The organism is Pseudomonas sp. PSE14, assembly GCF_029203285.1.
Lineage (GTDB): Bacteria > Pseudomonadota > Gammaproteobacteria > Pseudomonadales > Pseudomonadaceae > Pseudomonas.
Genome location: NZ_CP115669.1, coordinates 413799 through 427852 on the forward strand (window position 1 = coordinate 413799; position 14054 = coordinate 427852).

The following is a 14054-nucleotide window of genomic DNA, read 5'->3' on the forward strand; positions in this document are numbered from 1 at the left end:
TTCCCACGATTGGGTCGCAGCCCGACGGTGGCAGGGCGCTCGCGCACTGATATAAAAAGTGGAAAAACGATTCACCGAGATGGTAAGGGCGAACATGGAACAGCATTCCGACGGTTTGAAAGTGATGGTGATCGACGACTCCAAGACGATTCGTCGCACCGCCGAAACCCTGCTGAAGAAAGTCGGCTGCGATGTCATCACAGCCATCGACGGCTTCGACGCCCTGGCCAAGATTGCCGATACCCATCCCAGCATCATCTTCGTCGACATCATGATGCCCCGCCTGGATGGCTATCAGACCTGCGCCCTGATCAAGAACAACAGTGCCTTCAAATCCACCCCGGTGATCATGCTGTCCTCCAAGGACGGCCTGTTCGACAAGGCCAAGGGTCGCATCGTCGGTTCCGACCAGTACCTCACCAAGCCCTTCAGCAAGGAAGAGCTGCTCGGCGCGATCAAGACCCATGTGCCTGACTTTACCCCGGTGGAGCACGCTTCCTGAAGTCCGGCCCAGCCGCCGGTGACGCCTTTTCCGTATGGGGACCACAATGGCTCGAATTCTGATTGTTGATGACTCGCCGACCGAGATGTACAAGCTGACCGCGATGCTGGAAAAGCATTCGCATCAGGTACTCAAGGCCGAGAACGGCGCCGACGGCGTGGCCCTGGCCCGCCAGGAGAAGCCGGACGTGGTCCTGATGGACATCGTCATGCCCGGCCTGAATGGCTTCCAGGCCACTCGTCAGCTGTCCAAGGACCCGGAAACCAGCGCGATTCCGGTGATCATCGTCACCACCAAGGATCAGGAGACCGACAAGGTCTGGGGCAAGCGCCAGGGCGCGCGCGACTACCTGACCAAACCGGTGGACGAAGAAACACTGCTCAAGACCATCAATGCGGTGCTGGCCGGCTGAAGCCGGGCCGCACGCGCTGAAAGTCTTCAAGAACATAATTATTAAAGAAGGCCAGGGCCGGCATGGCGGAAGTCCAGAGTCCTTTCGAGGTTCTCGTCCAGATCGATCAGCGTTGTCGTCTGCTGGCCGCGGGCCTGCCTGCGCAGCGCGAAGTGGCGCAGAGCTGGAACGGAATTGGCTTTCGCATGGCCGGGCGCCTGTTCGTGGCACCCATGGGGGAGGTCGGCGAGGTTCTTCACGAGCCGCGCTACACACTGCTGCCCGGTGTCCGTGACTGGGTGAAGGGGGTCGCCAACGTGCGCGGCCGCCTGTTGCCGATCATGGACCTGTGCGGCTTCCTCGGCGCGGAGCTGTCGCCTCTGCGCAAACAGCGGCGCGTGCTGGTGGTGGAACACCAGGAAGTCTTCGCCGGCCTCATCGTCGATGAGGTGTTCGGCATGCAGCACTTCCCGGTGGAAACCTTCAGCGAGCAGCTGCCGCCCCTCGAAGCGGTCCTGCAACCCTTTATTCATGGCGTCTTCAATCGAGAACAGCCCTGGTTGGTGTTCAGCCCGCATGCGCTGGCGCAACACCCGGCGTTTCTCGACGTCGCCAGCTAGATTTTGACCGGTTGGGCTGGCTCGCCAGCCCGTGTGTGACATGGAAACCGTAAGCGTGGGGGTCCAGGCGGGGGCCGTATATGAAAAAAATCAAGGCAGGCAGTCTCTTTTCGGGCACGCGTAGCAGCTCGCTGATCCTTGGACTCTTCGTGGTCCTGATCGTGGCGATCGTCTTGCTGTTCGCCAACTTCGCTTACCTCAACACCCAGGCGGACCACGACAAACAGTACATCGGCCACGCCGGCGAACTGCGCGTGCTGTCCCAGCGTATCGCCAAGAACGCCACGGAAGCCGCGGCGGGCAAGGGCGAGGCGTTCAAGCTGCTCAAGGATGCGCGCAACGACTTCGAGAAGCGCTGGAACATCCTGGTCAAGGGTGACGAAACCACCGGCCTGCCGCCCAGCCCCGCTTCGGTACAACCGCAGATGGCCCAAGTGCAGAAGGACTGGGACACCCTGCGCAAGAACACCGACTCCATCCTGGCCAGCGAGCAGACCGTACTGTCGCTGCACCAGGTGGCCGCGACGCTGGCCGAAACCATCCCGCAGCTGCAGGTGGAGTACGAAGAGGTCGTCGACATCCTGCTGGAAAACGGCGCTCCGGCCGACCAGGTTGCGGTAGCCCAGCGCCAGTCGCTGCTGGCCGAACGTATCCTTGGCTCGGTGAACAAGGTGCTGGCCGGTGACGAGAACTCCGTCCAGGCCGCCGACAGCTTCGGCCGTGACGCCAGTCTGTTCGGCCGCGTGCTCAAGGGCATGAAGGAAGGCAACGCGGCGATGAGCATCTCCAAGGTGACCAACGCCGAGGCGGTGGACCGCCTCAACGAGATTTCCGAACTCTTCGAATTCGTTTCCGGTTCGGTGGACGAGATCCTCGAGACCTCCCCGGAACTGTTCCAGGTCCGTGAAGCGGCCAACACCATCTTCGGTGGCTCGCAGGTCCTGCTGGACAAGGCCTCCACCCTGGCCAGCGGCTTCGAGAACCTCGCCGGGGGCCGTGTCTTCAACCAGGTCGCCAGCGCCATGCTGGGCGTGATCGCCCTGGGCGCGATCATCCTCATCGGTCTGGTGATGGTGCGTGAAACCAACCGCCGTCTGGCCGAAACCGCCGAGAAGAACGACCGTAACCAGGCGGCGATTCTGCGACTGCTCGATGAAATCGCCGACCTCGCCGACGGTGACCTGACGGTAGCCGCGACCGTGACCGAGGACTTCACCGGTGCGATCGCGGACTCCATCAACTACTCCATCGACCAGCTCCGCGAGCTGGTGGAAACCATCAACCTGACCGCCGTGCAGGTGGCCGCCGCCGCCCAGGAAACCCAGGCCACCGCCATGCACCTGGCCGAAGCTTCCGAGCACCAGGCCCAGGAAATCGCCGGCGCCTCCGCCGCGATCAACGAAATGGCCGTGTCCATTGACCAGGTATCGGCGAACGCCTCCGAGTCCTCGGCGGTAGCGGAACGTTCCGTAGCCATCGCCAACAAGGGCAACGAAGTGGTGCACAACACCATCACCGGCATGGACAACATCCGCGAGCAGATCCAGGACACCTCCAAGCGAATCAAGCGCCTGGGCGAATCGTCCCAGGAGATCGGTGACATCGTCAGCCTGATTAACGACATTGCCGACCAGACCAACATCCTCGCCCTGAACGCCGCGATCCAGGCGTCCATGGCGGGCGACGCGGGCCGCGGCTTCGCCGTGGTAGCGGACGAAGTACAGCGCCTGGCGGAACGTTCCTCCGCGGCGACCAAGCAGATCGAAGCGCTGGTGAAGACCATTCAGACCGACACCAACGAAGCGGTGATCTCGATGGAGCAGACCACCTCCGAGGTGGTGCGCGGTGCCCGCCTGGCGCAGGACGCCGGTGTGGCCCTGGAAGAGATCGAGAAGGTATCCAAGACCCTGGCGGCGCTGATCCAGAACATTTCCAACGCCGCCCGTCAGCAGGCGTCCTCCGCCGGCCACATTTCCAACACCATGAACGTGATCCAGGAGATCACCTCGCAGACCTCCGCCGGTACCACCGCCACCGCGCGCAGCATCGGTAACCTGGCGAAGATGGCGAGTGAAATGCGTAATTCCGTATCCGGCTTCAAACTGCCGGACCTCGCGGAACAGGCCTGAGCAGGGGAGGTGCGCTGCCCGGGCGGTAGCGCACGATAGTCTTGAGCGAGGGGCGCGACATGCAGGCAAGTGGCGTCTGGTCGTTGCAGCCGTTGGCCGACATGTCGGCCGCGGAATTCCGCGACTGGCAGGCACTGTTGGAAGACCGCACCGGCGTTGTCGTCAACGAGCAACGCCGCGCCTTCCTGCAGACCAGCCTGGGCGCCCGCATGCGCGAACTGGGCGTCAGCGACTACGGCAGCTACTACCGGCAGGTCACCGACGGCCCGCGTGGCGCCGTGGAATGGTCGAACCTGCTGGACCGTCTCACCGTTCAGGAAACCCGATTCTTTCGCCACAAACCCTCCTTCGAGTTGCTCGAGCGCTACCTGCGCCAGCGTCTCGAAGAGGTCGGCCAGGGCCGGCCGCTGGCCTTGTGGAGTGTGGGCTGTTCCAGCGGCGAGGAGCCATACTCCCTTGCCATGGTCGCCACGCAGGTCCTGGAGGCCGCCGGGCGCACGCCGTTGTTCGGCGTGACCGGGACCGACATCAGCCTCAATGCCCTGAGCAAGGCGCGCGAGGCGGTGTACGCGGCACGCAAGCTGGATGAGATCGATGCGGCGTTGACCGGGCGCTTTTTCAGCGTACGGGACGACGGGCGTTATCAGGTGGTACCGAATCTGGTCGAGCGCGTCTGCTGCGCCCGGCTGAATGTGCTGGAACTGGCCCAGGCGCCAATGTCCGGCATGGATGTGATCTTCTGCCAGAACCTGCTGATCTACTTCCGCCGCTGGCGGCGGCGGGAAATCCTCAATCGCCTGGCCGAGCGGCTGGCGCCGGGGGGACTGTTGGTGGTCGGAGTCGGCGAGGTGGTGGATTGGCACCATCCGGCCCTCGAACCGGTCGCCGACGAGCGCGTTCTGGCCTTTACCCGGAAGGGATGACACAGACACATGAGTGGAGTGGCTATGGGTGATCGGCACGATTATGTCGCCCTGGAATGGGTAAAAGGCGAGATTGCCGAAACGCTCAAGCAGGCGCGGCAGGCGCTCGAATCCTACGTCGAGAATCCCCAGGACCCGACGCGGATGGGCTTTTGCCTGGCCTATATCCACCAGGTGCGGGGCACCCTGCAGATGGTGGAGTTCTACGGCGCGGCACTGCTCGCCGAAGAGATGGAGCACCTGACCCAGGCGCTGATCGACCAGCGCGTCACCAGCCAGGGCGAGGCCCTGGAAGTGCTGATGCAGGCGATCCTGCAACTACCGGTGTACCTGGATCGCATCCAGAGCGCCCGCCGCGACCTGCCGATGGTCGTGCTGCCGCTGCTCAACGACCTGCGCACCGCCCGTGGCGAGAAGCTGCTGTCGGAAACCAGCCTGTTCGCCCCCGACCTCTCTCGCGGCGCCGCGGCGCTGCCGGTGGATGCCCTGGCGCGCCTGCGTACCGCCGAGTTCACCACGCTGCTGCGCAAGCTGCGGCAGATGCTGCAGGTCGCTCTGGTCGGCGTCATCCGCAACCAGGACCTGCCGACCAACCTGGGCTACATGGCGCGCGTCTTCGCCCGCCTGGAGTCGCTGTGCAAGGACGCGCCGCTGGGCCGTCTGTGGGTGATCGCCTCGGCGATCGTCGAAGGCCTGGCCAACGGCAGCATTGCCAACGGCACCTCCATGCGCAACCTGCTGCGCCAGGTGGACCGCGAGTTCAAGCGCCTGGTCGAGCAGGGCGCCGACGCGATGAACCAGCCGGCGCCGGATGAACTGATCAAGAACCTGCTGTTCTACGTGGCCAAGGCCTCCGACCAGTCGCCGCGCGTGCGCGCGGTGAAGGACGAGTACCGCCTGGACGACGCCCTGCCCGGCGCGGCGGTGGTCGACGAGGAGCGTGCCCGCCTGGCCGGCCCCGACCGCGACGCCATGCGTTCGGTGGTGGGCGCGTTGTGCGAGGAGCTGGTACGGGTCAAGGACAGCCTCGACCTTTTCGTGCGCAGCGACCGCAGCGTGGTGGGCGAGCTGGAAAGCCTGCTGGCACCGCTCAAGCAGATCGCCGACACCCTCGCGGTGCTGGGCTTCGGCCAGCCGCGCAAGGTCATCCTCGACCAGATCGACGTGGTCGGCGCCCTGGCGCGCGGCCAGCGCAAGCCCGACGATGCGACGCTGATGGACGTGGCCGGCGCGCTGCTCTACGTGGAGGCGACCCTGGCCGGCATGGTCGGCCCGAGCGAGCAGCCGGGCAGCGAGGAAAGCCGCCTGCCGACCACCGATGTCGAGCAGATCCACCAGGTGGTGATCAAGGAAGCGCGCAATGGCCTGGAGCTGGCCAAGGACGCGATCATCGAGTTCATCGCCTCGCAATGGAACCACCAGCACCTGGCCCGCGTGCCGGAGCTGCTGACGCAAGTGCGCGGTGGTCTGGCGATGATCTCCCAGGAACGTGCGGCGAAACTGCTGGAATCCTGCAATCGCTACATCCAGGAACAACTGCTGGTGCGCCAGGCCGTGCCGGACTGGCACAGCCTCGACACCCTCGCCGACGCCATGACCAGCGTCGAGTACTACCTGGAGCGCCTGTCCGAGGACCAGGGCACCCAGGGCGACCTGATTCTCGACGTGGCCGAGGAAAGCCTGGAAAGCCTGGGCTACTCCCTCAAGCCGCGCCCGTCGATCCTCGATGCCGTCGAGCCGCCGGCTCCGGCGCCGCTGGACAATCCGCTGGATGAAATCGATGTGCTCGCCAGCGCGGCCCTGGCCGCCGACCTTGCCGCCGAGCCGGAGCTGCCGGAGGCGCCGAGCGCCCCGCTGGCGGCGCTGGGTGAGCCGGTGGAAGAACTACCCGACGCCACGGTAGACGATTTCAGCACCCTGGCACCGACGGAGGAACTGACCCTCGACGATCTCCAGGTCGAAGCGCCGACGTTCGAACCACCGCAACTCGATACCAAGCCAGTGGCCGATCTGGGCGCAGGGGTGCTGGACGAACCAGACGCCGCGCCGGAGGCCAGCCAGGAGGCGCTCGAGGGGCTGAACTGGGGCCAAAGCCTGCTGGATGAGCCGGCTGCCGCGCCAGTCGACCTTGCTGCGGATGCCCCGCTGGAGCCCCTGGCGCTGGATGCCCCGGCTCCGGAGCTGGGCGAACCGGCCTGGGAGCTGGACAACATCGTCGAACCCGTGGCCTCGGAAGATAACCTCTGGGAGTCGCTCGACCTGAGCGCCGAGCCCAACGAGCTTCCCGCCCAGCCTGAGCTGAGCGAAGCGCCGGCCAGGACCGACGAGGCGAGCGGTTCGCTTGAGCCTGTTGGCGACAGCACGCTCGCCGTCGAAGAGGACTGGCTGAGCAGTGACCCGAGCCAGCCGTCTGCGGATGCCATGGCACCGTTGGCGCTGGATGAGAGCTTCGGCGCCATCGAGCCGGCCCCGGCCGCGCCGATCGTCTCGGCGGACGAGCTGAGCTGGGATGTCGTCGAGCTGCCGGCCGCCGAACAGCCGCTGGTGAGCGACGACAACTGGACCCTCGGCGAGCTGTCCGAGACGCCCGCCCTGGCCGAAGGCGTCGACCTGAGTCTGGATGCGCCGCTGACCCTGGACGAACTCCCGGGCGCCACCGAGCCGACCCCGGTCGAGCCGACCACCCTGGCGGACGAGCTGAGCTGGGATGTTGTTGAGTTGCCGGCCGCCGAACAGCCGCTGGTGAGCGACGACAACTGGACCCTCGGCGAGCTGTCCGAGACTCCCGCCGTCGGCGAGGGCGTGGACCTGAGCCTGGATGCGCCGCTGACCCTGGACGAACTCCCAGGCACCCTGGAGTCGGTTCCGACCGCCTCCGCCGCCCCGGCGAACGAACTGAGCTGGGACGTCGATCTGCCGACCACCGAGCAGCCGCTGGTCAGCGATGACAACTGGACCCTTGGCGAGCTGTCCGAGACACCCGCCCTGGCCGAAGGCGTCGACTTCAGCCTGGATGCGCCGCTGGCACTGGACGAGCTCCCTGCCGCCCTCGAGCCGACCCCGGCCGCGCCGATTGCCTCGGCGGATGAGCTGAGCTGGGATGTCGAACTGCCCACCGCCGAACAGCCGCTGGTCAGCGATGACAACTGGACCCTCGGCGAGCTGCCCGAGACGCCCGCCCTGGCCGACGGCATCGACTTCAGCCTGGATGCGCCGCTGGAGCTGGATGCCCTGGCCGCTGACAGCAGCGAGCCGCTCGCGCCGGTGGAAGACTGGAACGAACTGGATATCGCCGACCTCGACCTGCCGGAAGTCGAGCTGCCGAGCCCTCCGCCCGTGCTGGAGCCGGTCGCCGAGCCGGTGGCGAAGCCCCTGTCCCTCGCCGAAGTGATGGCCGCACCCACCCAGGCCATCAACCCGCCGGCGCAGGACGTGCCGCCCAGCCTGCTGCCGCCACCGGCCGACGAAGAGCCGATGGACGAGGAGCTGCGCGAGGTCTTCATCGAAGAAGCCGGCGAGGTGCTGGAAACCATCGGCGAGCACCTGCCTGCCTGGCTGGCGAACGGCGACGAGCGCGATGCGCTGACCGAGGTCCGCCGCGCCTTCCACACCCTCAAGGGCAGTGGCCGCATGGTCCGCGCGCTGGTGATCGGCGAGCTGGCCTGGTCCATCGAAAACCTGCTCAACCGTGTGCTCGACCGCAGCATCTCCACCACCCCGGCCGTGCAGCAGGTGGTGCAGGACGTGGTTGCACTGATGCCGGAACTGGTCGAGGAGTTCGCCGCCAACGCCCAGCGCCAGCGCGATGATGTTGACCGCCTGGCCGCCACCGCGCATGCCCTGGCCAAGGGGCAGCCGGTCCCGCCGCCCAGCGGTGGACAGCCGCAGCCGGACGCTGCTGCCGAGGCCGCCATCGAGGAGGCGAGCGCGCCCGCCGCATCGAGCAGCGCGGAAGTCGAAGGTGAAAGCCTCGACCCGCAACTGCTGGAAATCTTCCGCAACGAGGCGGAAACCCATCTGGAGACCCTGGTCGGCTTCCTCGCCGATTGCGCGCAGCAGCTGCCGCAGCCGGTGACCGACGACCTGCAGCGCGCCCTGCATACCCTCAAGGGCAGCGCGCACATGGCGGGCATTCTGCCGATCGCCGAAATCGCCACGCCGCTCGAGCGGCTGATGAAAGAGTTCAAGACCAACCTGCTGCAGATCGACCTGCGCGAGGCTGAACTGCTGCACGGCGCCGAGCGTCTGTTCCGGGTCGGCCTGGACCAGCTGTTGGAAGGCCGCCCGCTGGCGCCCATCGACGGCAGCGCCGAACTGCTGGCGCGCATCGCCCAGGTCCACCAGGAGCGCCTGGAGGCCGCCGAGGCCAAGCGCCGTGGCGAAAGCGGCGAGGGCAGCGATCCGAAGCTGATCGGTATGTTCCTCGCCGAGGGCATGGACATCCTGCTGGACGCCGAGGACCTGCTGCGGCGCTGGCGCGAACACCCGCAGGAGCGCCAGGAACTGGGCGCCCTGCACGACGAACTGGAAACCCTCAGCCGCGGCGCGCAGATGGCCGAGCTGCCGCAGATGGCCGAACTGGCCGATGCGCTGCTGGCGGTCTATGGCGCGGTACAGCAGGGTCGCCTGGATGTCGGCGATGCCTTCTTCAGTGCTGCCGAGGAGGCCCACGAAGCCTTGATCGGCATGATGGACCAGGTGGCCGCGGCCCTGCAGGTCAGCGCCCGCCCGGAACAGGTCGAGGCCCTGCGTCGCTTGCTGGAATCGCTGGCTGAGCCGGAGCAGGACTTCGTCGACCTGGAGAGCCTGACTGCTGATGACTTCCCGGCGGAGGACGAAGAGTTCCTCCTCGACACCCGCCCGGTGGCCGAGGAAGACCTGCCGGACGGCCTGACCTGGCCGCCGCGCAACGACAGCACCGAGCAGGCGCAGCCTGCCGATGACGACGAAGTCATCACCGCCGCCGATCCGCGTCCGTATGCCGCGCCGCAGCCTCCGCCGCAAGCGCTGGACGAGGAAATGGTCGCGATCTTCCTCGAAGAAGCGGTGGATATCCTGGATAACGCCGGCCAGGCGCTGGAGAAGTGGCTGCAGTCGCCCGAGGCCCTGGCGGCCCTGTCGACCCTGCAGCGCGACCTGCACACCCTCAAGGGTGGCGCGCGCATGGCCGAGATCCGCGAGATCGGCGACCTGTCCCACGAACTCGAATCGCTCTACGAAGGGCTGCTGGACCATCGCTTCCAGCACAGCCCGGCGCTGGGCGGCCTGCTGCGCACCTGCCACGACCGTCTGGCGACCCAGCTCGACCAACTGCAGGCCGGGCAGGCGCTGACCGACCCGGCCGATCTGGTGCAGACCATCCGCACCTTTCGGCAGAACCCCGCCGCCGGCTTGAGCGCTTCGCTGGCCCAGGCACCGCTCGAGGTGGACGCCGAAGCGGAGCAGGAGCAGGAGATCGAACTGGAGCTTCCCGCCGAGCCTGAACTCGCCGCCGAAGCCGAGGAAACCCCGGCGACGCTGCCGGAGGTCGACCTGCAGTCCTTCCTCGACAAGGCCGAGGCGGATATCGCCGAAACGCCGCAGGACAGCGCGCCGGAACCGGTCGCCGCCGCCGGCTACGAGCTGGACGACGAACACGACCAGGAGCTGGTGGAAATCTTCCTCGAGGAAGGTTTCGATATCCTTGAAAGCTCCTCCGGCGCCTTGCAGCGCTGGATGGAAAACGTCGACAACAGCGTCGAACTGGAGGCTTTGCAGCGGGATCTGCATACCCTCAAGGGCGGCGCGCGGATGGCCGAGATCCGTCCCATCGGCGATCTCGCCCACGAGCTGGAATTCCTCTACGAAGGCCTGTGCGGCGGGCGCCTGCGGGCCAGTCCCACGCTCTTTGAGCTGCTGCAGCGCTGTCACGACCGTCTCGCCGAGATGCTCGAAGCCGTCCAGGGGCACCGCCTGATTCCGGAGGGCGACTCGTTGATCGAGGCGATCCACCGATTTCGCGCAAGCCCCGACGAGCAACTGAGCATCCCCAGTAGCGTCAGCCTGCAAGCACTGAGCGCCGAGCCGGCCCTGCCGGAAGGTCCGGAAGCGGACATCCTCGATATCTTCCTCGAAGAGGCCGACGACCTCCTCGACGCCATGGAACAGGCCCTGGGTCGCTGGGACGCCGAGCGCGAAAACGGTGCACTGGACGAGCTGCTGCGCATCCTCCACACCCTCAAGGGCGGTGCGCGCCTGGCCGGCCAGAGCGGCCTGGGCGACCTGGCCCACGACCTTGAACAGCATCTGTCCGAGGCCCAGCAGCAGGGCGCGCCCTGGCCGGACAGCCTGCTGCTGGACGTGCAGTCCGGCTTCGAAGGGTTGCAGGCCGAAGTCGACCAGCTGCGCCAGCACCTGGGCGAAACCGAGGCTAACGTCCCCGAGCCGGCGCCGCTGCCGAGCGAAGTGCCGACTCCGCCGTCGCTGCCGAGCGTACTGCCCGAAGCCATCATGGCCGCCACCGTGCCGCAGCGCGTCGAGGCGCCGGTGGTGTTGCCGTTCGTCCGCCGCGCCCAGGAGGCTGCCCAGGAGTCGGCCGCCCGCCGTGCGCCGCAGGAACTGGTGAAAGTCCCCGCGCAGCTGCTGGAAGGCCTGGTCAACCTCGCCGGTGAGACCTCCATCTTCCGCGGTCGCGTCGAGCAGCAGGTGAGCGACGTCGGTTCGACCCTGACGGAAATGGAAGCCACCATCGAGCGTGTGCGCGACCAGCTGCGCCGCCTCGATACCGAAACCCAGGCGCAGATCCTCTCGCGCCACCAGGCCGATGCCGAGCGCGCCGGCTACGAAGACTTCGACCCGCTGGAGATGGACCGCTACTCGCAGCTGCAGCAGCTCTCGCGCGCGCTGTTCGAGTCCGCCTCCGACTTGTTCGACCTGAAGGAAACCCTGGCCGCGAAGAACCGCGACGCCGAGACCCTGCTGCTGCAACAGGCGCGGGTCAACACCGAGCTGCAGGAAGGCCTGATGCGCACCCGCATGGTGCCGTTCGACCGCCTGGTGCCGCGCCTGCGCCGCATCGTCCGCCAGGTGGCGAACGAGCTGGGCAAGCAGGTCGAGTTCGTGGTCAGCAACGCCGAAGGCGAAATGGACCGCACGGTGCTCGAACGCATCGTCGCGCCGCTGGAGCACATGCTGCGCAACGCGGTGGACCATGGCATCGAGTCCGGCGAGGCGCGCCGCCTGGCCGGCAAGCCGGAAACCGGTACCATCCGCCTGACCCTGGGCCGCGAGGGCGGCGACATCCTCCTGACCCTGGGCGACGACGGCGGCGGCATTCGCCTCGACGCGGTGCGGCGCAAGGCCATCGAGCGCGGCCTGATGACCGAGGACAGCGACCTGACCGACCACGAGGTGCTGCAGTTCATCCTCGAAGCCGGCTTCAGTACCGCCGAGAAGATCACGCAGATCTCCGGCCGCGGCGTCGGCATGGACGTGGCCGCCTCCGAAGTGAAACAACTGGGCGGCTCCATCAGCATCCACTCGACGCTGGGCGAGGGCACGCACTTCAACATCCGCCTGCCGTTCACCGTGTCGGTGAACCGCGCGCTGATGGTGCTCTCCGGCGAGGACCTGTACGCCCTGCCGCTGAACACCATCGAAGGTATCGTGCGGGTTTCCCCCTACGAGCTGGAGGCGCTCTACGAGCAGGCTGCGGCCGAGGGCAGCGCTGCGCCACGCTTCGAATACGCAGGCCAGGACTACGAACTGAAGTACCTGGGCGACCTGCTCAATAACGGCCAGCACCCGAAACTGGTGGGCCAATCGCTGCCGCTGCCGGTGATCCTGGTGCGCTCGGCGGACCACGCCGTGGCGGTGCAGGTCGATGCCCTGGCGGGCTCCCGCGAAATCGTGGTGAAGGGCCTCGGCGCGCAGTTCGCCGGGGTCGCCGGCATCTCCGGCGCGACCATCCTCGGTGACGGCCGCGTGGTGGTGATTCTCGACCTGCTGGCGACTATCCGCGTGCGCCATGCCCACGCGCTGCAAGCCCAGCCGCGCCGCCAGCTGGCAGGCCCTGCGGCGGCGGAAGTCGAACACCAGCGCCCGACCCTGGTCATGGTGGTGGACGACTCGGTCACCGTGCGCAAGGTCACCAGCCGCCTGCTGGAACGCAACGGCATGAACGTGCTGACTGCCAAGGACGGGGTCGACGCCATCGCCCAGCTGCAGGATCACAAGCCCGACATCATGCTGCTGGACATCGAGATGCCGCGCATGGACGGCTTCGAGGTGGCGACCCTGGTGCGCCACGACGAACAACTCAAGGACCTGCCGATCATCATGATCACCTCGCGAACCGGCGAGAAGCACCGCGATCGTGCCCTGGCCATCGGCGTCAACCAGTACCTGGGCAAGCCGTACCAGGAAACTGAACTGCTGGAGAGCATCCTGAGCCTGGTGAAGTCCCATGTCTGAGCAGAGCACGCCGCGTATCGCGGTCATCGCCGATACCTCCCTGCAACGCCACGTGCTGGCGCAGGCGCTTGCCGGCCACGGCTACCAGGTGGTGCTCAACGCCGACCCGGCGCGCCTGGACGGCGAGCAACTGGACGCCTGCGAGACCGACCTGTGGCTGGTGGACCTGGCCCAGCAGGAAGATTCGCCCCTGGTGGACAACCTGCTGGAGCAGTCGCGGATACCCGTGCTGTTCGGCGAGGGGCACGCGCCGGAGCGGCATTCCGAACATTACCCGCGCTGGGAACGGCGCCTGGTCTCCAAGCTGCGCAAGCTGGTGGGCGACCCCAGCGCCGGTGTTGGCCGCAGTCTCGCGGCGCTGCTCGATGAAGCGCAGCGGCCCAGCCGTGTGGCGCTGCCCGACGACCTCGCCGCATCGCCGTTGAAAGCCGGCGAGCCGGCCGCGCAGGTCTGGCTGCTGGCGGCGTCGATGGGCGGCCCGGCGGCGGTGAAGGCCTTCCTCGATGCGCTGCCCGGCGCCCTGCCAGTCGGTTTTCTCTATGCCCAGCACATTGATCCGGCGTTCGAGGCCAACCTGCCGCAGGCAGTCGGCCGTCACAGCCAGTGGCATGTGAACACCGTGCGCGACGGCGATCCGGTGCGTTGCGGCGAAGTGGTGGTGGTGCCGATCAGCCAGGAGCTGGGGTTCGACGGCGAAGCGCGGATGCGCGTCCTCGATCGTGCCTGGCCGGAGCCCTACAGCCCGTCCGTCGACCAGATGATGCTCAACCTGGCCCAGCAGTACGGTGATCGCTGTGGCGTGATCGTCTTCAGCGGCATGTGCAGCGATGGCAGCGCGGCGGCGGCCTACGTGCGCCGGCAGGGCGCGGAAATCTGGACCCAGCGTGCCGACAGTTGCGCCTGTTCGAGCATGCCCGACAGCCTGCGCGAAGGGGGCTACAGCACGTTCTCGGGCGATCCGCGCGAGCTCGCGGCGACGCTGGTCAACCATCTGGCCGCCCAATGCGTGGCCGAACTAACGTGATAGCTGGAGTGGTG

General features: G+C 67.0%; 7 protein-coding genes. All 7 read left to right on the top strand.

Annotated elements, in window-relative coordinates; all coding sequences use genetic code 11:
* Window positions 1-94: 94 nt before the first annotated feature.
* The 7 genes from pilG to O6P39_RS01980 all read left to right on the top strand — a co-directional run bounded on the left by pilG (window position 95) and on the right by O6P39_RS01980 (window position 14040).
* Window positions 95-502: a twitching motility response regulator PilG gene (gene pilG / locus O6P39_RS01950; RefSeq protein WP_015475142.1), complete on the top strand. Its 408-nt coding sequence runs from the start codon at window positions 95-97 to the stop codon at window positions 500-502.
* A gap of 46 nt (window positions 503-548) precedes the next feature.
* Complete coding sequence (pilH, locus tag O6P39_RS01955; protein WP_009615257.1) at window positions 549-914, top strand: twitching motility response regulator PilH; 366 nt, start codon at window positions 549-551, stop codon at window positions 912-914.
* Between the two features lie 62 nt (window positions 915-976).
* Entirely contained in the window at window positions 977-1513 is a 537-nt protein-coding gene (locus O6P39_RS01960) for a chemotaxis protein CheW (protein ID WP_275609805.1), read from the top strand.
* Between the two features lie 80 nt (window positions 1514-1593).
* Window positions 1594-3642: a methyl-accepting chemotaxis protein gene (locus O6P39_RS01965; protein ID WP_275609806.1), complete on the top strand. Its 2049-nt coding sequence runs from the start codon at window positions 1594-1596 to the stop codon at window positions 3640-3642.
* A gap of 59 nt (window positions 3643-3701) precedes the next feature.
* Window positions 3702-4565, top strand: a complete 864-nt coding sequence (locus O6P39_RS01970; RefSeq protein WP_275609807.1) for a CheR family methyltransferase — start codon at window positions 3702-3704, stop codon at window positions 4563-4565.
* A gap of 24 nt (window positions 4566-4589) precedes the next feature.
* Complete coding sequence (locus tag O6P39_RS01975) at window positions 4590-13016, top strand: Hpt domain-containing protein (RefSeq protein WP_275609808.1); 8427 nt, start codon at window positions 4590-4592, stop codon at window positions 13014-13016.
* Complete coding sequence (locus O6P39_RS01980; protein WP_275609809.1) at window positions 13009-14040, top strand: chemotaxis protein CheB; 1032 nt, start codon at window positions 13009-13011, stop codon at window positions 14038-14040. Before O6P39_RS01975 ends, O6P39_RS01980 begins: the two co-directional genes overlap by 8 nt.
* Window positions 14041-14054 lie beyond the last annotated feature (14 nt).

What these genes read in the sequence shown, in the direction of transcription:
- pilG (WP_015475142.1), top strand. Translation starts at nt 95, where the DNA reads ATGGAACAGCATTCCGACGGTTTGAAAGTGATGGTGATCGACGACTCC.
- pilH (WP_009615257.1), top strand. Translation starts at nt 549, where the DNA reads ATGGCTCGAATTCTGATTGTTGATGACTCGCCGACCGAGATGTACAAG.
- O6P39_RS01965 (WP_275609806.1), top strand. Translation starts at nt 1,594, where the DNA reads ATGAAAAAAATCAAGGCAGGCAGTCTCTTTTCGGGCACGCGTAGCAGC.
- O6P39_RS01980 (WP_275609809.1), top strand. Translation starts at nt 13,009, where the DNA reads ATGTCTGAGCAGAGCACGCCGCGTATCGCGGTCATCGCCGATACCTCC.
- O6P39_RS01960 (WP_275609805.1), top strand. Translation starts at nt 977, where the DNA reads ATGGCGGAAGTCCAGAGTCCTTTCGAGGTTCTCGTCCAGATCGATCAG.
- O6P39_RS01970 (WP_275609807.1), top strand. Translation starts at nt 3,702, where the DNA reads ATGCAGGCAAGTGGCGTCTGGTCGTTGCAGCCGTTGGCCGACATGTCG.
- O6P39_RS01975 (WP_275609808.1), top strand. Translation starts at nt 4,590, where the DNA reads ATGGGTGATCGGCACGATTATGTCGCCCTGGAATGGGTAAAAGGCGAG.